Source organism: Comamonas sp. GW821-FHT11H03 (assembly GCF_058807955.1).
Genome location: NZ_JBXARF010000001.1, coordinates 251,194 through 272,418 on the forward strand (window position 1 = coordinate 251,194; position 21,225 = coordinate 272,418).

Below are 21,225 nucleotides of genomic sequence, written 5' to 3' on the forward strand. Positions count from 1 at the left end.
GCATCAGGCTGCGGCCTCTATCCGCAACTACCGGAGAACGCATCATGCAACTCACCCCCGCACAGCGTCACCGCGCCCGCGTGCTGGCTGCAAAGGCCCAGGCCGAAAGTCCGTTCGGCATTGAGGTACAGGGCAGCGAATACGAGCTGATGATGGCCAAGCTGGCCACCGACAAGCGCACACTCAAAAACATGGAATCGGTACAGCTCAAGCGCCAAGCCAAGGCCACCATGCTGCCCGACTACCTGCCCTGGATCGAAGGCGCATTGACCAATGGCCGGGGCGCCAAGGATTTGGTTCTCACCACCACCATGGTCTGGGCCATTGACGCCGGGGCTTACGGACTGGCATTGCGCATGGCCGCCTATGCCGTGCAGCACAAGCTGCCCCTGCCCGACCAGTACCACCGCAGCACCGCCGCCCTGCTCATGGACGAGTTTGCGGGCGCCTACCTGGGCGGCCAGTGGAACCCCATCAAGCCGGACGCCAGTGGCATGGTGCCGGATGACACCCACCCGGCTGAGCACCTGACCGCTGTGGATGGCATCACGCAAAGCCTGGATGCCCCCGACCAAGCCCGCGCCAAGCTCTACAAGGCCACGGCCTATGCCATGTTGGGCAAGGTCCAGACCGCCGAGGAACCGGCGCTGGACGACATCCCCCAGGAAACCCTGGGCGGCGTCCAGGCGCTGCTGGCTCAGGCGCTCAAGCTGGATGCGCAGAGCGGCGTCAAAAAGGACATGGAGCGCATCGAGCGCAAGCTGCGCGCGTTGGCGGCACCACCCCAGACCAATGACGCGACGGCACCCGTTGCACCGGCAGCTGCAACTGCCACCGCTGCCCCTGTACCACGCAAGCGAGCCGCCACCGCCAAGCCCGCAGCCAAGGGCAAGCGCTAAACCCACCGAGCACAGCCCCCGTGCTGGGCGGCTCGCAGGGCCGCGCGAAGGCTTCGGCCTACCGCAACGCCCTGCGACCACCGCCCACTACGTTGGCACCACACCAGCCCAGCACCATGACCCTGATTGCCAACGCGCCGCCCATCATCGTGACCGACCCGCCCAGCAAGCCGCCCATTACGGGTGTGCTGGACGCTGGCAGCTTCTGGCCCCACATCGACCTCGCCAAGCTGCGCGACAGCGTAGACGTAGACGGCTCCGTGACTGCTGCCCGCCTCACCCACGCCGCCGCCAACGCCCTGGCCAGCGTCATAAAGGACCTGAGCAATTGGGCTGCCGCGCAAGCTGCTGCCGGGTTCGATGCGCTTTCCTCTGTCCCGGCCATCGCCATCAACGGCACCAGCGTCAACGTGTTGCGCTTTGAGCGCGCTGTCTACGCCTATGCCAAGGCCGACCTCATCGAGCGCTATGCCGGCGCAGACGCCACCGGGCGCACCGAACCCGGCGATGAGCGCCGCGACCTGCAGGCCAGCGACTACCGCGCTGACGCCTTGCGCGCCGTGCGCGACATCCTGGGCGTGGCCCGCATGGAATCGGAGCTGATCTAGCCATGACCATCAACGTCCAGGCACAGCAAGGGGACACCGTGGACATGCTTTGTCTACGCCACCTGGGCACCACTGCAGGGGTGACAGAAGCCACCTATGCATTGAACCCAGGCCTTGCCGCGCTTGGTCCCGTTCTGCCCCTGGGTCGGCGGGTCATCCTGCCCGACCCGCCCACCGCCCCCACCGCACCGAAAACCATTTCCCTGTGGGACTGACGCCTGCTCAACCAAACCACCTCACTGCCATGTCTGAACCCACCTCTGCTGTCGGCACCTTCGCGGGCTACAAGCTCGCCCTCTTCTCCCTGCCGGTCATTGCCAGCCTGATTGCCTTCTGGCTGGGCCTGCGTTTCGTGCCGCTTCGCAGCACCGACCCGCGCGGCGACCTGCTCAACCGCGTCCTGGCCTGCTTGGTCAGTGGCTTTGTGCTGGGCGTGCCTGCACTGGTGCTGCTCATGCAGCACTGGCCGGGCGTCTTTGAGGCTGGGATGCGTCTGGCCACCATGGCCGCCGTGCCGTCCATTGCGGGCTTTTTCATCATCACGGGCTGCGTGCTGGTGGTCTGCTCCATCCCTGGCCCGTGGATCGTGGCGGGCGTCTTCCTCTGGCTCAAGCGCAGCGAAGGCCAGACCATCACCGAAATGGCCGACCAGTTGCGTGGTGACATTGCGGGCCATGGCGCTGCGGGCCGCAAGGGAGGTGCCGAATGAGCGCCGTTACCTACATCAATGAATTAATCGAGCGCGAGGGCGGCTACGTCAACGACCCCAAGGACTCGGGCGGCGAAACCAAGTTCGGCATCACCGTGGCCACGGCTCGCGCCTATGGCTACACCGGCTCCATGCGTGACCTGCCTCATGCCACAGCGCAAAGCATCTATCTGCGCCGCTACTGGGTGGAGCCAAAGTTTCATCTGGTCGATGAGGTCTACCCGGCGCTTGCGGAATGCCTGCTGGACTTCGGCGTCCTGGCCGGTCAGAAGACTGCCGCAGCTCAGTTGCAGCGGGCGCTGAATGTGCTCAACCGCCAGCAGGCCGACTATGACGACTTGGAAGATGACGGCCGAATCGGCACCATCACCCTGGCGGCCCTGCGTGCCTTCCTCAAAAAGCGCGGGCGTGAAGGCGGTGGCGTGCTCTTTGGCATGGTCGTTGCCCGCCAGTCCGTGTATCTGCAGGAGCTGGCCGAGCGCCGGCCCAAGGATGAGGCCTTTCAATACGGCTGGCAGCTCAATCGTGCCCTGGGTGAATTCCTGGGCGGCAAACCATTCCTGCCAGCATGACGCCCGCCAGCATCATCGCCACCCTCACCCGGCTGGTCGTCCCCATCGCCTTACTGGTCCTGCTCTACGCCGTGGACCAGCGCGCGGAAGAACGGGGCATACAAAAGGCCCAGGCCCAGCACAGCGCCGCCGCTGTCCAGCGCCTGGAGTTCTCCATCGAGCGCAGCGGCCAACTGGCTGGGCAGCTCGGACAACTGCTGGACCGTAACCAACTGGACAAAGCCGATGCCCAAAAAGCCTTTGATCGCCTTGACTCTGACCTGCGCAGTGGCGCTCTGCGCCTGTCAGTCCGCACCGCCGTCCAACCGGGAAGCAGTCACAGTGCCGCCGCTGGGCCTGTCCAAGCGAGAGCCGACATTGACCCAGCGGATGCTGCAGCTCTTGTCCGCATCACCGAAGACGGCGACAACGCAATCAGGGACCTCAACACCTGTATTGACGGATACGCCCAGGTAATGCGCCAAGCCAACGGGGCACAGCCATGAAGAAACCGCAAGCCCTGCGCAACTTCCTTACGGGTGCCATCCCTGAGCTGCAGACCGACCCGCAGCGGCTCAAGATGTTTGTGGAGTCCGGCAACATGGTGGCGCGCAGCGGCGAAACGCTTTCCTTTGAATACCGCTTCACGGTGCGCCTCATCATGCTGGACTTCGCGGGCAATATGGATCTGTTCGCCGTTCCCATCCTGGCCTGGCTCAGCACCTACCAGCCGGACCTGCTGCAGAACAAGGAAAAGGCCGCCAAGGGGCTGCGCTTTGATGTCGAAGTCCTGGCCAATGACAAAGTGGACCTTGTGATTGAGGTGGACTTGACCGAGACAGTCATCGTCAAGGAAGACAAGGACGACCAAGGCCGCCAGCGCCTGACCGCAGAACACAGGGGCGAGATATACAGCCCCAAGCCCTACGCAACCGGCGACTACAGCCTTTACCTGGGCGGAAAGATCGGCGCAGAGTGGCACCAGACACAGGGGCTTGAGTGATGGCCGACGCCCTGGAGCAGCTCGCAGAGTGGGCCACGCCTCTGCTGCAGCGCATGGAGCCGGCAGGCCGCAAGGCCGCCATGCTGGAGGTGGCCACCTATCTGCGCAAGAGCCAAGCCCAGCGCATTGCTGACCAGCGCAACCCGGACGGCTCCCCATATGAGCCACGCCGCCCGCGCGAGCAGCTGGCCAAGCGCCAGGGCGCCATTCGTGGGCAAATGTTCATGGGGCTGCGCAAGGCTCGCAACCTGCAGCGCAAAGCCACTGCAGACATGGCCAGCGTGGCCATGAATCCCCGCGTGTCCTACGTGGCCCGCGTCCATCACTACGGCCTGCGCGACAAGGTAGACCGCCGCGACCGCAACAGCCCTGTGGTGAAGTATGCGAGCCGCAAGCTGCTGGGCTACACGCAGCAGGAAATCAAGGACATAGAGGACATCCTGCTTAAGCAGGCAACTTGAAATTGGCTGCAGATCCACGGCCAAGCTTTGATATCTTTTATAGGGTCTGGAATCTCATATGCGCCACCAAGCTGATTAGCAGGCGAGAATACGTCCAATTTTCTGGCTACGTCACATGCTTACCTTATCTGTCCCTGAACTTGAACATTCGCTGCCCAAAGCGCGCGTTGAAATTATTGCGGTATTTGGCGCAGGGAAGACTACGCTGGCCAAGCACATCGCTGCGTCTGATCAGCATGTACTGGGTGAGGAACATGACCGTAATGCATTTTGGGGCGATGAGAGAGCAATTCGGTCACTCGGCTACCTAGGATACGATCTGTCCTTTTTGATTCAGCACGCTCATCTTGTGACAACCGCTCCAGAAGCGGGAGTTGCCATCTGCGACTGGTCGTTCCCTACTGATCTATTGTGGGCATCGCAGCGACTTGATGTCGATTTCAACGCCTATAAGTCAGTCTATGAAGCGCTAATGCTACGCATTGGCCCTCCAGCCGCATATCTGTTTCTGCGCCAGAGCCCCGACACAATTATTGAGAGGCTGGAGCGCCGAAGCCGTAGGAGCGAAGCGAGCTTTAAACCCTTCGTTCAGACCGCCTGTCAGAAAATTGAAGAAATCGTGGAAGATTTGCCTCCGGAACGCACCTTAGTCGTGGACGACGACTTTTCGTCTGCGGATCTAGCCCGCTTTCTGAATATGCACAATGGAGTTTGACTTGAATACCACTAGCAAGCATAAAGGCGGGGAACTGATTAAAACTTTTCGTGTTGAAGGCACATCCCTTTATTTGGTAGGCACATTCGACACAGGGGTAACCGTCTTCAGTCAGCAGACACGGTCCTTAAATATGGCGTGGTCGCTAGTGGAATCAGAATTGATAGAAGCAGTTATACCAGGCGAAAGTGCTTCTGATATAAAGAAGAATATCGCTATCGTTGGGGCGGGGTTTGCAGGGTTGACGCTAGCTGCAGCGCTTCTCAAGAAAAATGTTAACGCGCACATTACATTATTCGAGCAGCGAGACACCTTATTACCCCTTCAACAAGGGAGTGACTCTCGCTGGCTTCATCCTCGGATATATGATTGGCCCCGAACAGGAAGTCAATCAATCGCGGCAATGCTCCCAGTATTGAACTGGACTGCATCGCGTGCATCAGATGTGGTAGTTCAGGTTCTTTCGCAATGGCGCAATACAAGTAAAGAATTTTCTGACGATAGCATTACGCTTTATTGCAATGCTCGGCACCTACAGATCCATGAATCGACTACAAATGACACCTGCTTGACTATCGAGTGGGTCGGGGAAAAACGCTGCCCGTTAGACGGAACAACGCTTGGAGGGTTGGAGAGCCTTAGTGTTGGCAATTCGAAAAACTTCGATGCTGTCGTTCTAACTGTGGGATTCGGGTTAGAAAAGGATGGAGTTCTATCTTACTGGCGAAATGAAACTCATGGTCAACCAAGCTTAGACGAGCCGCGACGCACCTACCTAGTCTCAGGTCAGGGTGATGGCGCAATGATTGATTTATTACGCGCGCGAATTTCTCAGTATCGGCAAGATCGAATTCTTGACGAAATATTTGCCGGACACGGGAAACTACTGGAATACGTCCAACGTCTTCATAAAGTTTATGCAGAAAGCCCTCATAAAACCGGGCTGTTTTCTGATTTAGAAAAAATGGAGTATGAACCGACAATAAGCGAAGAGTTCTATTTAGCACTAGACAAATTGCGCCGACGCCTACGCCGTGACACCGATGTAATTCTTCGACTTGAGGTACGCAAGCTATCGCAACTGTTCGATCCATCTACATCCAGGATTTCATTTCAGAACAAGCTATTGGTATTTCTGCTTTACAAGTGCGGGGGTTTTGTTCCATCGAATCAAGCCGAAAAAATATTGGTTTCCCAACATCAAATATCCGAAAACAGAATCATCAGGCGACATGGAACTCTTCGAGACTCACTTCTGAAAGATATGCTGTCGGAAGGGCTCTATAAGGCAATCGAAACGCGGCGCGGAGGCGCTCGTCCGGATCCATTCTCACAGACAGATGAAGCGCGATGGCCGGGCGGCTATTTTGACTATCCAGGCCCCACCAAAAATACTGAGCGAATCGACGATAGCAAACGTTCCCATTGGAGACGTGAGTACTTGCCAGGTCCGACCGAAATGCTTGCAACCGCATTCTGTGCTGCTATTGCAGGTTTGCTTCTGACAAACCATGCATCAAGCAAGCGCTTGCGGGTGACACTACATCGTGCAATGGTTTTCAACGGTGAAGAGTTGTTGCAGCAGGCTTGCGACTATGAAGGGACTACTGATGCACGGGGAACAGTAAGCGCCGCTGGTCGTACCTTTCCTGCCCTTAATGGCACGATTGGACAAGCATATACGTGCCGCCGCATTGTTAGATCTGTTAAAGGGGTCTCTGCAGCAAGATTAAACACCGCTATGGGAAAGGTTCGACTTAAAGAAGCGTCTCGAAAAATGTCGAAAGAAGTGAGCTTTGTACTTGCCATTCCTCTTCTGGAGCCTGAAGATAAATTGGCTTATACACTACCATCTCCTGTTTTTGGAGTGCTTTACATTGATAGTACCGATAAAGATTTTTTTGTTGATGACAAGATATTAAATAACGTTGTTAGTATGACTAACTCATTTATTAAAGCGCTTGCTCGGTTAGCGATTTCCCCTGTCGACAGAGTGAAGAACGTCCCTTTAGCAGAACTCGCCAATGCGATTAATTCACCTAAACGTCTACCAGATTCCGTTAAAGGAGTCATTAGTTTAGTTGAAGATTTCGAACCTCCTCAACTGCAGAGTCCGCTACAGCTAAATTTTGATTACTCTGATTTCTCGCCTATACAGGCTTCGTTTGCGCCATGAAAACCCATATTGTTAAAAGTTGGCCTAAATTCTTCAACCCAATTGCATCTGGGGAACGAACTCACGAACTGCGACGCGATGATCGAGGCTACCATGTAGGTGATCATCTACATCTTAAGGAGTTTGAACCTCGCAGTGGAGAATTTACAGGAAGATCATGTCTCGTGATGATTACTTCATTGACCTCTGCTAATGAACCCTGTGCAGTTTCCGAAGAGGCACTTCACGTCGACTTTTGCATCCTTAGCATCAAGAGATTGAAATCTTAAGAAGGCTCTGTTCACCGGATTGTGTTTTTTCGAACAGCCAATTAGCCCAAAATTAGAAGCTTCCTCCTCTAATGGAAATTCATGTATTTCAAATTATGACTGAAAAATGAAGTATTTTTTCTATTAAAAATCCATTGCAGATATTTGTAATGCAGCCGTCGATTTCTGTAGCACATCCAAATAAGACAATGCTGTTTTGGACCAACGATACCGCACCGTAGTCACAACCAATTCAGCATAGATTTGACGTAAAAACATACGAACGGAAGCATCGGGTAAATAGCACCAGTTCAAAAGAATTGAGGACGTTCATCTTGAAAGTAGTGCGGGTAGGTATCAATCCCTCACCCTTATGTTCTTTCTCAAATCATGAACTGATTTAGACGTGCGTCTTCATCGCGACCACACCACCCTACGCTCGCGCTCGCGCGCTCGGGTAGGCACAGTCGGCGCATGAATTCTGATCCGGCCCTCGCCATTGGCGATATGCAGCGCTTGCTGCACAACATGATCCGCGTGGGGACCATCCATTCCGTGGACCACGGCGGCTCTGGCAAACCTGCGCTTGTGCGTGTCTCCCTGGGCGAGCTGGTCACGGACTGGCGCCCCTATCACGAGGCCCGTGCAGGCGGCACCACCACATGGAACCCGCCCACTGTGGGCGAACAAGCCACCGTGCTGTCCCCCAGCGGCGACCTGGGCGCGGCCGTGGTCATCGTCGGGCTCAACAGCACCGGCAAGCCAGCGCCCAGCAGCGACCCCAATAAGACCATCACCAAATACCCGGACGGCGCCGTGATCGAGTACGACCACGCGGCCCATGCTCTCGTGGCCGCGCTGCCCGGTGGCGGTACGGCCAAGCTAGTGGCACCGGATAGCGTCACCATCGACAGCCCACAAGTCACCATGACCGGCCACTGTCTCGTCAAAGGCTCTTTGACTTATCAGGGCGGCATGCGCGGCAGTGGGACCGCCGAGGGCGCCAACGGTGCGGCCGAAATCCAGGGCACGCTGCGCACGACCCAGGATGTGATTGCCGACGGCGTAAGCCTGCGCACCCACCCCCATGGCGGGGTGTATCCGGGCAGTGGCAACACCAGCGCGCCTATCGGGGGCGCAGCATGATGAACGTCAACACCGGCCGCAGCATCGACTACGCGGCGCACATCAGCCAGTCCATCACGGACATTCTCACCACGCCCATCGGCTCGCGCGTCATGCGCCGGGGCTATGGCAGCTTCATCCCGCAGCTCATCGACCAGCCAATGACGCCCGCCAACATCCTGCGGCTGCAAGCGGCCACAGCGCAGGCCATCATGAAACACGAGCCCCGCACGCGCCTGCGCCGTGCATTTCTCGGCTTTGACGCCAGCGGCCGGGCCGTGCTGCAACTGGAGCGCCAGGATCGTGGGCAAGCGTCCACACGCAGCCAAGCCGTGACCATCCAACCCGCCCAAGGTGCCAGCACATGAGCAATGCCCAAATCATTGACATGAGCAAGCTGCCGGCGCCTGCCGTGGTGGTGGTGCCGGTGTTTGAAACCATTCTTTCTGCGCTCAAGGCTGACCTCGTGGCGGCCATGCCCGCCGAGGCCCGCTCTGCCGTCAGCGACACCCTGGCCCTGGAGTCCGAGCCATTGACCAAATGGCTGGAGCGCCTGGCAATGCAGCTAGTGATCGAGCACAGCGACAGAAACGACAGCGCGCACGCCGTCATGCTGGCCTATTCGCGCGGCAGCGACCTGGACCAGCTTGCCGCCATCTTTGGCGTCGTGCGCCTTGTCATCGTCCCCGCCCAGCCTGCGGCCATTCCGCCCGTGGCGGCCGTCTATGAGGATGACGACACATTCCGCGCCCGCATCCAGTTGGCCCCGCGCGGCTACAGTGTGGCCGGGCCTGTGGGGGCTTATGTCTTCCATGCCAAGACCGCAGACGGTCAAGTCTTGGACGCGGCGGCCACCAGCCCCACGCCGGGCCGTGTCGTGGTTTCTGTGCTCTCCCGTGTGGGTAGCGGCGTGCCGAGTCAAGCCCTGCTCAATGCCGTGTCGGCCGCAGTCAATGCGGACGACATCCGCCCGCTCACGGATGAGGTGATCGTCCAGGCGGCCACCATCGTCAACTACCAGATTGCCGCCAAGATTTACACCTTGCCGGGGCCGGACTCGTCCAGCGTACTGACCACCGCTCAGCAGCGCGTGGCGGCCTATGCCGAATCAATGCACCGCATCGGCCGGCGCCCCACCCTGTCCGGCATCTATGCCGCCCTGCACATCGAGGGCGTGGACCGTGTGGAGCTGACCAGCCCGACCGCGGATGTGGTTGTGGGCGAAACGCAGGCCAGCTGGTGTACCGCCATCAACGTGACGCACGGGGGCATCGTTGGCTGATTCCCTGCTCCCACCCAACGCCACGCCGCTGGACCGAGCGGCCGAGTCGGTCATGGTCAAGCACCTTGATGCCATCGACCAGCCGCACCGCGCCCTGTGGAACCCCGACACATGCCCTCTGGAGTTTCTGCCCTGGCTCGCCTGGGCCATGGGTGTGGAGGCATGGCGCAGCGAGTGGCCCGAGGCCATCAAACGGGCTCTGGTCCGCAATGCCATTCAGGTCCAGCGGCAACGCGGCACCCTCAAGAGCGTGCGCGACACCGTGGCCAGCTTCGGCGGCGCCATCAGCATCCGCGAATGGTGGCAGACCGCGCCCAAAGGCACGCCGCATACCTTTGAACTGGTATTCACCATGACCGGCCAGGACGGCGAGCAGGCCAGCGCCGCATTCGTGCAGGACGTTATGGCCGAAGTCTCGCGCGTCAAGCCGCTGCGCTCCCATTTCACCTTCATCCAGGGGCTCAACGCCCAGGCATCTATCCAGCTCGCATGTGTGGGCAGGCCGGTGGCATACACGCGGCTTGACATGGATGTGGGCTGACCCCAAGGCAACCTCAACCGCACCCTATGGCCATCATCTTCAAACTCACCACCGCAGGGCGGCAGGCGCTTGTGAACGCCGCCAAGAATGGGACCTTGGCGCGCACCTTGGTCAGCGTCGGCGTGACTGCCACCGCCTTCACGCCCACCGAAGCGCTAACCACCATCCCCAACGAAATCAAGCGCATCACCACAATTGCCGGGGATGTGGTGGCAAAGGACACCATCCACGTCACCATCCGCGACGATGGCAACCAGACCTATACCGTGCGCGGCCTGGGCCTGTACCTCGATAACGGCGTGCTGCTGGGCACCTACAGCCAGGCGGCCGTGATTCTCGAAAAGTCGGCCGCGTCCATCTTCCTGCTGTCCACCGATCTGCGCGTGCTGGACGGCTCCGTCAACATCAGCACCCTGCAGTTCGGGGAAACCAATTTCATCAACCCGCCGGCGACCACTGACCGCCAGGGCGTGGTGGAGCTAGCCACCGAAGCCGAGGCCAACGGGCTGGCAGATGCCGTGCGCGCTCTCACGGCGGCCAGCGTCAAGACACTGTTCAACGCGCGGGCCTTGGCTGCCACGGTCATCACGGCAGGCGTGGGCCTTACGGGCGGTGGCAGCCTTGCCGCCAATCGCACCATCACCCTGGCCAACACGGCAGTGACAGCCGGCAGCTACGGCAGCGCCACTGCGGCGCCCACCTTCACCGTCGATGCCCAGGGGCGGCTGACGGCGGCAGGCACCGTGACCGTCACCCCGGCCTGGGGCAGCGTTACCGGCAAGCCCTCCACGCTGGCGGGTTACGGCATCACGGACGGCGCCCTGGCTGCGCGCAACATCGTGGCAGGCAATGGTCTGACGGGCGGCGGCAACCTCACGGCAGACCGCACGCTGACCCTGGGAACCCCCAGCACGCTGACGGGTGCCACTACCAATGCAGCCACGGCCACCAGTCACACCCATCTGGTCAGCCTGAACGTGGCGGACTTGGGCGACGGCGCTGCCGTCACCATGGCATCGGCCCTGGGCAACGGTGTGGACCTCAATACGGTGACAGCCCGAGGCATCTACACGCAAAGCGCCAATGCCAACGCCGTAGGCGGCAGCAATTACCCCGCGCCAGAGGCTGGCACCCTGCTGGTCATTGGGGACGGTGCATCCATCAGCACGCAAACCTATACCCACTACTACAACGGCAGCCAATGGACACGTTCCCGCCTGAACGCGAACTGGAGCGTATGGCGCAAGAGCCTGACAGATGAGCGCACCATAGCCACAGGCACCGGCCTGACGGGCGGCGGCGACCTCTCGGACAATCGCACCATTGCCCTGGCCAACACGGCAGTGGCGGCGGGCAGCTACGGTAGCGCTACGACAGCGCCCACCTTCACCGTCGATGCCCAGGGGCGGCTGACGGCTGCCGGTAGCGTCACCGTCACCCCGGCCTGGGGCAGTGTCACCGGCAAGCCCACCACGCTGGCGGGCTACGGCATCACGGATGCGGCTCTAGCCGCTCGCACCATTACGGCAGGCACAGGCCTGACGGGCGGCGGCAATCTGACCGCGAACCGCACCATTACCCTGGCCAACACAGCAGTGACGGCGGGCAGCTACGGCAACGCCACGGCGGCGCCCACCTTCACCGTCGATGCCCAGGGGCGGCTGACGGCGGCCGGCACCGTGACCGTCACCCCGGCCTGGGGCAGCATCACCGGCAAGCCCACCACGCTGGCGGGCTACGGCATTACGGACGGTGCCCTGGCTGCACGCAACATCGTGGCGGGCAATGGTCTGACGGGCGGCGGCAACCTCACGGCAGACCGCACGCTAACCCTGGGAACCCCCAGCACGCTGACGGGTGCCACCACCAATGCGGCCACGGCTACCAGCCACACCCATCAGGTCAACCTGAGCGTGGCAGACCTGGGTGACGGCGCTTTCGTCACCATGGCATCGGCCCTGGGCAACGGTGTGGACCTCAATACGGTGACGGCCCGAGGCATCTACACGCAAAGCACCAATGCCAACGCCACGGGCGGCGCCAATTACCCGGTGGCTGCCGCTGGCACGCTGCTGGTCATCGGGGACGGCGCATCCATCAGCACCCAAACCTATACCCACTACAACAACGGCGACCAGTGGACCCGCTCGCGCTACAACACGGGCTGGAGTGCATGGCGCAAGAGCCTGACCGATGAGCGCACCATCGCCACAGGCACGGGTCTGACAGGCGGCGGCGACCTCTCGGTCAATCGCACCATTGCGCTGGCCAACACCACAGTGGCGGCAGGCAGCTACGGCAGCGCCACGGCTATGTCCACCTTCACCGTCGATGCCCAGGGGCGCTTGACGGCTGCCGGCAGCGTGACCGTCACCCCGGCCTGGGCGAGCGTCACCGGTAAGCCCACCACCTTGGCGGGCTACGGCATCACGGACGGCGCCCTGGCCGCCCGCACCATCACTGCAGGCACGGGTCTGAGTGGTGGCGGCAACCTCACCGCAGACCGCACCATTGCCCTGGCCAACACGGCAGTGACGGCGGGCAGCTACGGCAGCGCCACGGCGGCACCCACCTTCACCGTCGATGCCCAGGGGCGGCTGACGGCGGCTGGCACCGTGACCGTCACCCCGGCCTGGGGCAGCGTCACCGGCAAGCCCACCACCTTGGCAGGCTACGGCATCACGGACGGCGCCCTGGCCGCCCGCGCCATCAACACGGGCACGGGTCTGAGTGGTGGCGGCAACCTCACCGCAGACCGCACCATTGCCCTGGCCAACACGACAGTGACAGCCGGCAGCTACGGCAGCGCCACTGCGGCGCCCACCTTCACCGTCGATGCCCAGGGGCGTCTGACGGCGGCAGGCACCGTGACCGTCACCCCGGCCTGGGGCAGCGTTACCGGCAAGCCCACCACGCTGGCGGGCTACGGCATCACGGACGGCGCCCTGGCTGCGCGCAACATCGTGGCAGGCAATGGTCTGACGGGCGGCGGAAACCTCACGGCAGACCGCACGCTGACATTGGGCACGCCCGCCACACTGAGCGGCACAACAGCCAATGCAGTCACGACCACCAGCCACACGCATGCGCTGGCGGCAGCGACTGAAACCGTAAGCGGTGTAAGCGAGCTGGCAACAGTAGCTGAGGCAAAGGCGGGTACTGATACCACTCGCTCCGTGACCCCCAAGGGTCTTGTGGACACGATCAGCGACCACATGCCCACCGGGTCGATCTTCATGTATGCCGGTTCTACCGTGCCTGCGGGGTGCCTGAAAACCAACGGCGCAGCAGTCAGCCGCACAGCATACGCAAAACTGTTCGCGGTGATTGGCACGCAATTCGGGGCGGGCGATGGATCGACCACATTCAACGTGCCTGAAACCCGTGGTGAGTTCCCACGCTTCTGGGATGACGGACGCGGAATTGATGCGAGCCGTGTTCTCGGGTCTGCCCAGGTGGACACTGTGCAAACCCACCAGCACAACCTGCCAACCAGCTCGCCAGCGGGTCCAGACGGTACGGGATGGGGCATTCGGGATGATCTTTGGATTTACACCGCTGGAGGCTCAAACGCTAATCCAGCGGATAACCCGCCAGAACCCGCACGTACATGGCCATACGCCAGCGGACTTGCATCCGAGGGACGCTATGGATCTGAAACGCGCCCGCGAAACGTGGCTTTTATGGGCCTGATTAAGTACCTGTGAGGCAGATATGAAAGAAAAGATTGTTTTTCAGTGCAATGACGATGGATGGTTTGTAGGCATCACCACAGCGGACGAAAGCCCGGAGGAGCCGGGCGTCTTCCACATCCCGCGCAACGCATATGAGGATGCGCCGCCAACGTTTAAGCCGGGCGAAGGCGAGCGGGTGCGGCGTGTGGCCACAGGCTGGGAAATCGTCAAGCCCGAAACCACGCCGACAACTCCAGAGCAGCCCAAGGCGGCGCCCACAACTTGCACGCCTGCGCAGGGTCTGGTTGCACTCTTTGCCATCAAGCGCATTACAGAGGACGATGTGCTGGCAAAAATCGCCAGCATCCCGGACGAGGTGCAGCGCTACACCGTAAAAATCGGATACCAGCGCGCCACGACCTGGGAACGAGGCAGCCCGGCCATGCAAACCATGGCCCAACTGCTGCAGCTCTCGGAAGCTGACCTAGACGAGATGTTTACCTACGCTAAAAGCGTGGCGGTGTAGCGAAATCAGGCCCAGGGTGCGGGCCAGTTACGTGCAAGTCACCGCCACAACGGGCCGCGCTGGCTCATTCGGGCACCCGGCGCAACCATAGGGGACCAGCAACCCACCCCCTATGCAAAGCCCATGTCTCAATCGACAAATCCCAATATCGTGACGCTGACCGTCACGCAAGAAGCCGCCCATTTCATCCTCGATTGCGTGGCTGATCGTCCTTTCAAGCAAGTGGCCCCTCTGCTCAATGAGCTGCAGGCCCAGGTGCAAGTCCAGGCCAATACCCAAGGCGCAGAGGCTGTTGAACAGCCTGCCAGCGCGAGCACCGATCAAGCCGCCGCCGAAGACCAGGACAAGACCAAGCCCAAGCGCGGCAAGGGTCAAGCCACCGCTGCCGACTCTGCGGCGGCCTGAGCGCCATCACTCCCTTCCATCCCCTCATTCAAAGGAAGCCACATGGCTGCAACTGAATATCACCATGGCGTCCGTGTCATCGAGACTACGGGCGCAGGCGCGGCTATCCGCGTTGTATCCACTGCCGTCATCGGTCTGGTGGCCACGGCCCCGGATGCCGATGACGAAGCATTCCCCATCAACACCCCTGTGCTGCTCACCAACCCGGCAGGCGGCATTGGCAAGGCTGGCAAGGGCGGCACCCTGGCCAAAGCGCTGACGGCCATCAGCGGCCAATCGCGCGCCCTGACCATCGTGGTGCGTGTGGAAGAAGGCGCCGACATTGCAGCCACTACCACCAACGTCATCGGCACCGTGACCGCCACCGGCCAGCGCACAGGCATCCAGGCACTGCTGGCGGCGGAATCCGAGCTGGGCGTGAAGCCCCGCATCATCGGTGCCCCCGAGCTGGACACCAAGGCCGTGGCCAATGCCCTGGCCAGCGCTGCGCAGTCCCTGCGCGCCTTCACCTATGTGGCGGCGCGCGATGCCACGGGCGGCTATGCCAAGACCAAGGAAGAGGCCACCACCTACCGCGAGGAATTCGGCCAGCGTGAAGTCATGGTGTTGTGGCCCAACTTCATGGCCTGGGACAGCACAGGCGGCGCCGAGGGCACAGGCGCTGCCGTCACCCTTGCCGCGCCCGCCTATGCCCTGGGTCTGCGCGCCAAGCTGGACCAGGAAGTGGGCTGGCACAAGAACATCAGCAATGCCGTCATCAACGGCCCCGAGGGCATCACCGTGCCCGTGTTCTTCGACCTGCAGAACCCGGCCAGCGATGCGGGATACCTCAATGCCCTGGAAGTCACCACAATCATCCGCCGCAGCGGCTACCGCTTCTGGGGCTCGCGTACCTGCGAAGAGAAAGGCGGCAAGTTCTCTTTTGAAAACTACACCCGCACGGCCCAAGTTCTGGCGGACACGATTGCCGACGCGCATTTTGTGTTCGTGGACAAGCCCATGCACCCCAGCCTTGTGCGCGACATGCTGGGCTACATCAATAGCCGCTTCCGCGAACTCGTGGGCGGTGGCTACCTGATCGGCGCCGAGGCCTACTTTGACCCCGACCGCAACAGCAAGGAAGACCTTGCAGCCGGCCGCCTGCTCATCAGCTACCGCTACACGCCCGTGCCGCCGCTGGAAAACCTCATCTTTGAGCAATCCATTACGGACGACTTCCTGGCCGAGTTCGCGGCTGCCATCCAGGCCTGAGCCTGAAACCATAGGAGCACCAATCAATGGCACTGCCTTCCAAACTCAAAAACTTCAACCTCTTTGGCGACGGCAACGTGTGGCGCGCCCAGATCGACAGCGTGACCGTGCCCAAGCTCACCCGCAAAGTCGAAGAGTGGCGCGGCGGCGGCATGCATGGCCCCATCGAGGTGGACCTCGGCCTGGAAAAGCTGGAGCTGGCTTTTAAGGCTGGCGGCTTTCTGCTGGACGGCTACCGCGCATTCGGTGGCAAGACCCACAACGCCAATCAGTGGCGCTTTGCGGGCGCCTATGAAGACGACGGCACTGCCGTGGTCACGGCCGTGGAAATTCTGGTCAGCGGCCGCGTCCGCGAAATCGACCCCGGCGACGCCAAGGCGGGCGACGACACCGAGCACACCCACACCATCAGCGTCAGTTACTACAAGCTGACCGTGGACGGCCGCGATGTGATCGAGATCGACATGCCCGGCCTAGTCTTCAACGTCGATGGCCAGGACGTTCTTTCCAAAATCCGCCGCGCTATCGGTATGTGATCGAGCGCCCTGCAATTCCCTTTTTCTGAGAGCACATCACCATGAACGAAAACGAAACCAAGGACCTGAGCGCAGGCGCCACTCCCGTGGTCGAAGGCGTGGAAGTTGTCACACTGGACTACCCCATCAAGCGCGGCGACACCGAAGTCACGGCCATCACCCTGCGCAAGCCACTGGCCGGCCAACTGCGTGGCATCAAGCTGGGCGAGCTGCTCAATCTGGATGTGGGCTCTGTGCAGATGCTGCTGCCACGTATCACCACCCCCACCCTGCTGCAGCATGAGGTGGCCCAGCTCGACCCGGCCGACCTTGCCGAGCTGAGCATGAAGGTGGCTAGTTTTTTCGCCCGCAAGAGTATCCGCGCGGAATACCTGACAGCGTAGAGGACGCCATGGCCGACTTGGCCATGGTCTTTCATTGGCGGCCGGCGGACGTGGAGGACATGACGCTGGCCGACCTCATGGAATGGCGTGAACGAGCCCGCATTCGCGCCCAACATCAGGGTGTGTAATATATGGGCCATGTTTGCCGACCTCTTCCTCATTGCGCTGTTTGCACTGGCCGCCCTGGTCGTGCTGGGCTTTGCCCTGGCGCCCATCATGGCTGCCACTGGCCTTTGGGCGCACACCAGCGCCAAGGACGACCGCGCCCAGGCCCGCGAAATCGAGCGCCTGCTGGCCGAAAAAGACTAGCCGCCCCCCTGCACTCCCGCGCCCTGGCGCAAGGGGGTGCCCATGTCTGACACCCGCCTGCGGCTCATTCTGGAGCTGCGCGATAGAGTGCTTGCGCCGCTGCGCGGCATTCAGTCCGGCAGCAAGGATGCCGCCGCCGCGCTCAAGTCCACCCGCGACCAGTTGCGCGACCTCGAAAAAGCCCAGCAAGACATTGATGGCCTGCGCAAGACCCGCGTTCAACTGCGTGGCCAGCAACGCGACCTGCAAGACCTGCAGACCAAGCTGGCCGGCAGCAATGCCAGCCTTGTGGAGCACCGCGAGCGGCACAAGAACATTACCGCATCGCTCAAGACCGCGCGCGAGTCTCACAGCAAGCTCACCAAGGCGCTGCAGGACGGCGCCACCGCTACCCCCGAATTCAGCCGCCAGCTGGAGATGGCCCGCATCCGGCTGCTCAGCAGTCAGACTGCCTATGAGCGCTCCAACTCCACGCTGAGCAAATACCGCACCCAGATCAAGACCACTGAGGCGGGCATTGCCCAGCTCAGCGGCAAGATCGACAACGGCAAGGAACGGTTGCAGGGCTACCAGCAGCGGCTGGAGCGCGCAGGCATCAGCACCGAACGCCTGGGTCAGCAGTCCCGCAATCAGAAAGTCCAGATCGAGGCCGCCACTGCTGCTATGGACCGCCAGAAGCAAGCGCTTGCGGGGCTCAAGGCCCAGCAGGACAAGCTGGCCGCGCTCAAGGCGAATCACGCCAAGTCAATGATGCACGCAGGCATGGCCGTTGGTCTGGGCGTGGGCATGGTGGCCGAGGGCCGCACCCTGGCCAAGCCGGTGCAGGCCACGCTGGGCGCGTTCTCCCAACAGGAAGATGCATCGACCCAGCTGCGGGCGGCCATGATGCAATCGGATGGCAGCGTCCAGGCCGAGTTCGCGCAGATCGATGCCCTGGCCAAGCGCCTGGGGGACCGCCTGCCCGGTACAACCGCTGACTTCATCGAGATGATGACTGTGCTGCGCAAGGAAGGCATCTCTGCGCAGGCCATCCTGGGCGGTACGGGCGAAGCCGCTGCCCTGCTGGGTGTCCAGCTGAAAATGCCCGTCACAGGGGCGGCTGCATTTGCTGCCAAGATGCAGGACGCCACCCAGGCCACCGAGGGCGAAATGCTCGGCCTGATGGATGTACTGCAAAAGAATGCCTACCTCGGGGCCGACCAGAATTACCAGTTGGCTGGCATCACCAAGATGGCGGGAGCCATGTCCTTGATTCGGCAAAAGGGGCAGGAAGCCTACAAGACGCTTTCCCCCTTGCTGGTGATGATGAATCAGGCAGGCATGACGGACGGCGGCAGCGCTGGCAACGCCATCGACAAAGTGTTCGCCGCTGGACTCGACAGCAAGAAGCTCAAAAAGACCAACGACATGTTGGCCAAGCGGGGCATCAAACTGAAATTTGCAGACAAGCAGGGGAAGTTTGCGGGCATCGAAAACCTGTTCGCTCAGCTGGACAAGCTCAAGGCTCTGGGTGAAAACGACATTCTCAAGAATGAAGTGCTGTCGGAGCTGTTCGGTACGGATGCCCAGAATCTGCAGGTGCTGCGCAACTTCATGGCCAAGGGCTACGAAGGCTACAAGGAAACCGTGGCCAAGATGGACGCCCAGGCCAGCCTGCAGCAGCGCGTCAATGAGCAGCTAGGCACGCTGAGCAACGTCATGGAAGCCGCCCAGGGCGGGTTCACCAATGTCATGGCAGACATTGGCGACACCATCAAGGACGACGCCAAGGATGTGATTAAGGCTATTGGCGACATCACCAGCAGCGTGGGCGGCTGGATCAAGCAACACCCAGCCTTGACTGCCGGCATTGCTCGCACCATGGCCGTGCTGGCCGGCCTGATGGTCGTGCTGGGCACTCTGCTGATTCCATTGGCCTTGATCGCAGGCAAGTTCATGCTGATGCGCTTTCTGTTCGGCATGATCGGCATCAAGGTGCCTATGCTGAGCGCGGGCATCAGTGCGCTGACGGGTTGGGTGAGCAAGCTCACCGGCGCCCTGTTCTCTGGCCTCATGGTGGCCTTGCGTGCAACCATGGGCGTCATCGTCAAGCTGGGCGTGGCACTCCTGACCACGCCTGTGGGCTGGTTTGTGCTGGCCATCGCGGCCATCGCAGGCGCGGCCTACCTGATCTATAAAAACTGGAGCGCCATTTCTGGCTTCTTCTCCGGGGTCTGGGGCAACGTCAAGACTCAAGCCGCGGCGGCCTGGACATCCATCAAAGCCAGTCTTTCCGGCCTGTGGTCCAGCTCAGTCAGCACGGCGCAGTCCATCTGGGCGGGTCTGCCGAGCTTCTTCTCTGGCATGTGGCAAGGCATCAAAGACACGGCCTCTGCCGTGTGGAGTGGCATTGCATCCATGCTTGGCCAGATGTGGGCCGCAATGGTCAGTACCGCCAGCACGGTCTGGCAGCAGCTGGGCGGCTCTTTCCCTGCAGTGCTGCAAACCATCAGCACGGCCATCGTCAATTGGAGCCCGCTGGGTCTGTTCTATCAGGCCTTTGCTGGCGTCATGAGCTACTTTGGCCTTGAGCTGCCCACCAAATTCAGCGAGTTCGGAGCCAACATCATCCAGGGGCTGGTCAACGGCATCACCAGCAAGCTGGCCATGGTGCGCGATGCAGTGGGCGGTGCTGCAGATTCGGCTATTGGCTGGTTCAAGGAAAAGCTGGGCATTCACAGCCCTAGCCGCGTTTTCATGGCGGCAGGCGTCAACGTGGGCGAAGGTGCAGCCATTGGTATTGACCGCACCTTGGGCATGGTGCGCAAGTCTGCTGCGGCCATGGCCATGGCAACAGGGGTCACGCTGGCCGCTCCAACCATGGCCGCGCCCATAATGCCCGTGCCGCAGGTCGATATGCCCGCCCAAGTCGTGCAGTTGCAGACCGCTGCCGCCCCAGCGCTGCCACCCGCCGCACAGCCACTGCTGCCCACGCTGCGGAAGCTGCCGCCCGTGCCCGCCCAGGCCGTACAGCTGCGGCCCACTGCGGCCGCGGCACTGCCACCCGCTGAGCAGCCGCTGCTGCCCACGCTGCAGAAGCTGCCGCCCGTGCCTGCCCAGGCCGTGCAGCTGCAGACTGCTGTGGCCCCGGCGCTGCCACCCGCCGCACAACCACTGCTGCCCGATCTGCAGACGTTGCCGCCCGTGCCCGCCCAGGTCGTACAGCTGCAGACCACTGCCGCACCAGCGCTGCCACCCGCTGCGCAGCCGCTGCTGCCCACACTGCAGGCGCTGCCGCCTGTGCCCGCCCAGGTAGTGCAGCTGCAGGCATTGCCGCCCGTGCCTGCCCAGGTCGTGCAGCTGCAGCCCGCTGTGGCACAGGCTCTGCCACCCGCCGCGCAGCCGCTGCTGCCCATGCTGCAAAAGCTGCCGCCTGTGCCTGCTCATGTCGTGCAACTGCAGGCCGCTGCGGACCAGGCGCTGCCGCCCGCCGCAAAGCCGATGCTGCCAGCGCTGCAGAAGCTGCCGCCTGTACCTGCTCAGGCCGTGCAGCTGCAGCCCGTCATGAAGCAAATGCAGGCCATTTCTGCGCAGCAACTGCCAACAATGCCCGCCATGGCCGACCCCGTGCAGATTGATCGCCGCCCGGTGCTGGCTGCCCCTGCACCCGCAGCTGCGCGCCCTGCCCCCGTGATCCATGGCGACACCATCACCATCCAGATTCACGCCGCCCCCGGCATGGACCTGCAGGCTATAGGCAGGGAGGTGGAGCGAGTGATCGAGCAGCGCGAGCGCGCCAAGGCCGCACGCCTGCAAAGCAGCTTTACAGATTGGAATTGATCGC

24 protein-coding genes are annotated in these 21,225 nt (G+C 61.5%); all 24 read left to right on the top strand.

What is annotated here, in order from left to right:
- The first annotated feature begins 44 nt into the window (after positions 1 to 44).
- The 24 genes from gpM (at position 45) to AC1RTQ_RS01325 (ending at position 21,221) form a co-directional block, all read left to right on the top strand.
- On the top strand, positions 45 to 899 hold the full coding sequence (gene gpM, locus AC1RTQ_RS01210; RefSeq protein ID WP_492873762.1) for a phage terminase small subunit: 855 nt from the start codon (positions 45 to 47) through the stop codon (positions 897 to 899).
- Positions 900 to 919: 20 nt separating this feature from the next.
- Complete coding sequence (locus tag AC1RTQ_RS01215; RefSeq protein ID WP_492873763.1) at positions 920 to 1,507, top strand: head completion/stabilization protein; 588 nt, start codon at positions 920 to 922, stop codon at positions 1,505 to 1,507.
- A 2-nt stretch (positions 1,508 to 1,509) separates the two neighbouring features.
- Positions 1,510 to 1,722 (top strand): tail protein X, encoded by a 213-nt coding sequence (locus tag AC1RTQ_RS01220; protein WP_492873764.1) that lies wholly within the window; start codon positions 1,510 to 1,512, stop codon positions 1,720 to 1,722.
- 29 nt (positions 1,723 to 1,751) lie between these two features.
- Positions 1,752 to 2,216, top strand: a complete 465-nt coding sequence (locus tag AC1RTQ_RS01225) for a hypothetical protein (RefSeq protein ID WP_492873766.1) — start codon at positions 1,752 to 1,754, stop codon at positions 2,214 to 2,216.
- Positions 2,213 to 2,788, top strand: coding sequence for a glycoside hydrolase family 108 protein (locus tag AC1RTQ_RS01230; RefSeq protein ID WP_492873767.1), 576 nt, complete (start codon positions 2,213 to 2,215; stop codon positions 2,786 to 2,788). The genes AC1RTQ_RS01225 and AC1RTQ_RS01230 overlap by 4 nt, the downstream gene beginning before the upstream one ends.
- Positions 2,785 to 3,273 (top strand): hypothetical protein, encoded by a 489-nt coding sequence (locus AC1RTQ_RS01235; RefSeq protein ID WP_492873769.1) that lies wholly within the window; start codon positions 2,785 to 2,787, stop codon positions 3,271 to 3,273. The genes AC1RTQ_RS01230 and AC1RTQ_RS01235 overlap by 4 nt, the downstream gene beginning before the upstream one ends.
- Positions 3,270 to 3,770 carry a phage tail protein gene (locus tag AC1RTQ_RS01240; RefSeq protein ID WP_492873771.1) on the top strand — a complete coding sequence of 167 codons (501 nt, stop codon included), beginning with the start codon at positions 3,270 to 3,272 and terminating at the stop codon, positions 3,768 to 3,770. The genes AC1RTQ_RS01235 and AC1RTQ_RS01240 overlap by 4 nt, the downstream gene beginning before the upstream one ends.
- Positions 3,770 to 4,231 carry a phage virion morphogenesis protein gene (locus AC1RTQ_RS01245; protein WP_492873773.1) on the top strand — a complete coding sequence of 154 codons (462 nt, stop codon included), beginning with the start codon at positions 3,770 to 3,772 and terminating at the stop codon, positions 4,229 to 4,231. The genes AC1RTQ_RS01240 and AC1RTQ_RS01245 overlap by 1 nt, the downstream gene beginning before the upstream one ends.
- Before the next feature lie 115 nt (positions 4,232 to 4,346).
- A complete protein-coding gene (locus tag AC1RTQ_RS01250) occupies positions 4,347 to 4,946 on the top strand; it encodes a hypothetical protein (RefSeq protein WP_492873774.1) in 600 nt (199 codons plus the stop codon).
- A 1-nt stretch (position 4,947) separates the two neighbouring features.
- Complete coding sequence (locus AC1RTQ_RS01255; protein WP_492873776.1) at positions 4,948 to 7,122, top strand: NAD(P)-binding protein; 2,175 nt, start codon at positions 4,948 to 4,950, stop codon at positions 7,120 to 7,122.
- Positions 7,119 to 7,391: a DUF3850 domain-containing protein gene (locus AC1RTQ_RS01260; protein ID WP_492873778.1), complete on the top strand. Its 273-nt coding sequence runs from the start codon at positions 7,119 to 7,121 to the stop codon at positions 7,389 to 7,391. The genes AC1RTQ_RS01255 and AC1RTQ_RS01260 overlap by 4 nt, the downstream gene beginning before the upstream one ends.
- Positions 7,392 to 7,844: 453 nt before the next feature.
- Positions 7,845 to 8,516 carry a phage baseplate assembly protein V gene (locus tag AC1RTQ_RS01265; RefSeq protein WP_492873779.1) on the top strand — a complete coding sequence of 224 codons (672 nt, stop codon included), beginning with the start codon at positions 7,845 to 7,847 and terminating at the stop codon, positions 8,514 to 8,516.
- On the top strand, positions 8,513 to 8,863 hold the full coding sequence (locus tag AC1RTQ_RS01270) for a GPW/gp25 family protein (protein ID WP_492873780.1): 351 nt from the start codon (positions 8,513 to 8,515) through the stop codon (positions 8,861 to 8,863). Before AC1RTQ_RS01265 ends, AC1RTQ_RS01270 begins: the two co-directional genes overlap by 4 nt.
- Positions 8,860 to 9,777, top strand: a complete 918-nt coding sequence (locus AC1RTQ_RS01275; protein ID WP_492873782.1) for a baseplate assembly protein — start codon at positions 8,860 to 8,862, stop codon at positions 9,775 to 9,777. Before AC1RTQ_RS01270 ends, AC1RTQ_RS01275 begins: the two co-directional genes overlap by 4 nt.
- Positions 9,770 to 10,318, top strand: a complete 549-nt coding sequence (locus AC1RTQ_RS01280) for a phage tail protein I (RefSeq protein ID WP_492873784.1) — start codon at positions 9,770 to 9,772, stop codon at positions 10,316 to 10,318. Before AC1RTQ_RS01275 ends, AC1RTQ_RS01280 begins: the two co-directional genes overlap by 8 nt.
- 26 nt (positions 10,319 to 10,344) lie before the next feature.
- The gene (locus AC1RTQ_RS01285; protein ID WP_492873786.1) at positions 10,345 to 14,025 is read left to right on the top strand and encodes a tail fiber protein; all 3,681 of its coding nucleotides are present in this window, start codon (positions 10,345 to 10,347) and stop codon (positions 14,023 to 14,025) included.
- Between the two features lie 7 nt (positions 14,026 to 14,032).
- Positions 14,033 to 14,518 (top strand): hypothetical protein, encoded by a 486-nt coding sequence (locus tag AC1RTQ_RS01290; protein WP_492873788.1) that lies wholly within the window; start codon positions 14,033 to 14,035, stop codon positions 14,516 to 14,518.
- A 123-nt stretch (positions 14,519 to 14,641) separates the two neighbouring features.
- Positions 14,642 to 14,923, top strand: coding sequence for a hypothetical protein (locus AC1RTQ_RS01295; protein ID WP_492873790.1), 282 nt, complete (start codon positions 14,642 to 14,644; stop codon positions 14,921 to 14,923).
- A 42-nt stretch (positions 14,924 to 14,965) separates the two neighbouring features.
- Positions 14,966 to 16,174, top strand: a complete 1,209-nt coding sequence (locus AC1RTQ_RS01300; protein ID WP_492873791.1) for a phage tail sheath subtilisin-like domain-containing protein — start codon at positions 14,966 to 14,968, stop codon at positions 16,172 to 16,174.
- A 26-nt stretch (positions 16,175 to 16,200) separates the two neighbouring features.
- On the top strand, positions 16,201 to 16,710 hold the full coding sequence (locus AC1RTQ_RS01305) for a phage major tail tube protein (protein ID WP_492873793.1): 510 nt from the start codon (positions 16,201 to 16,203) through the stop codon (positions 16,708 to 16,710).
- 41 nt (positions 16,711 to 16,751) lie between these two features.
- The gene (locus tag AC1RTQ_RS01310) at positions 16,752 to 17,093 is read left to right on the top strand and encodes a phage tail assembly protein (protein WP_280009666.1); all 342 of its coding nucleotides are present in this window, start codon (positions 16,752 to 16,754) and stop codon (positions 17,091 to 17,093) included.
- A gap of 8 nt (positions 17,094 to 17,101) precedes the next feature.
- Positions 17,102 to 17,221 (top strand): GpE family phage tail protein, encoded by a 120-nt coding sequence (locus AC1RTQ_RS01315; RefSeq protein WP_149354373.1) that lies wholly within the window; start codon positions 17,102 to 17,104, stop codon positions 17,219 to 17,221.
- Positions 17,222 to 17,231: 10 nt separating this feature from the next.
- Positions 17,232 to 17,402: a hypothetical protein gene (locus AC1RTQ_RS01320; RefSeq protein ID WP_492873795.1), complete on the top strand. Its 171-nt coding sequence runs from the start codon at positions 17,232 to 17,234 to the stop codon at positions 17,400 to 17,402.
- A gap of 42 nt (positions 17,403 to 17,444) precedes the next feature.
- Entirely contained in the window at positions 17,445 to 21,221 is a 3,777-nt protein-coding gene (locus AC1RTQ_RS01325; protein ID WP_492873797.1) for a phage tail tape measure protein, read from the top strand.
- Positions 21,222 to 21,225: the final 4 nt, after the last annotated feature.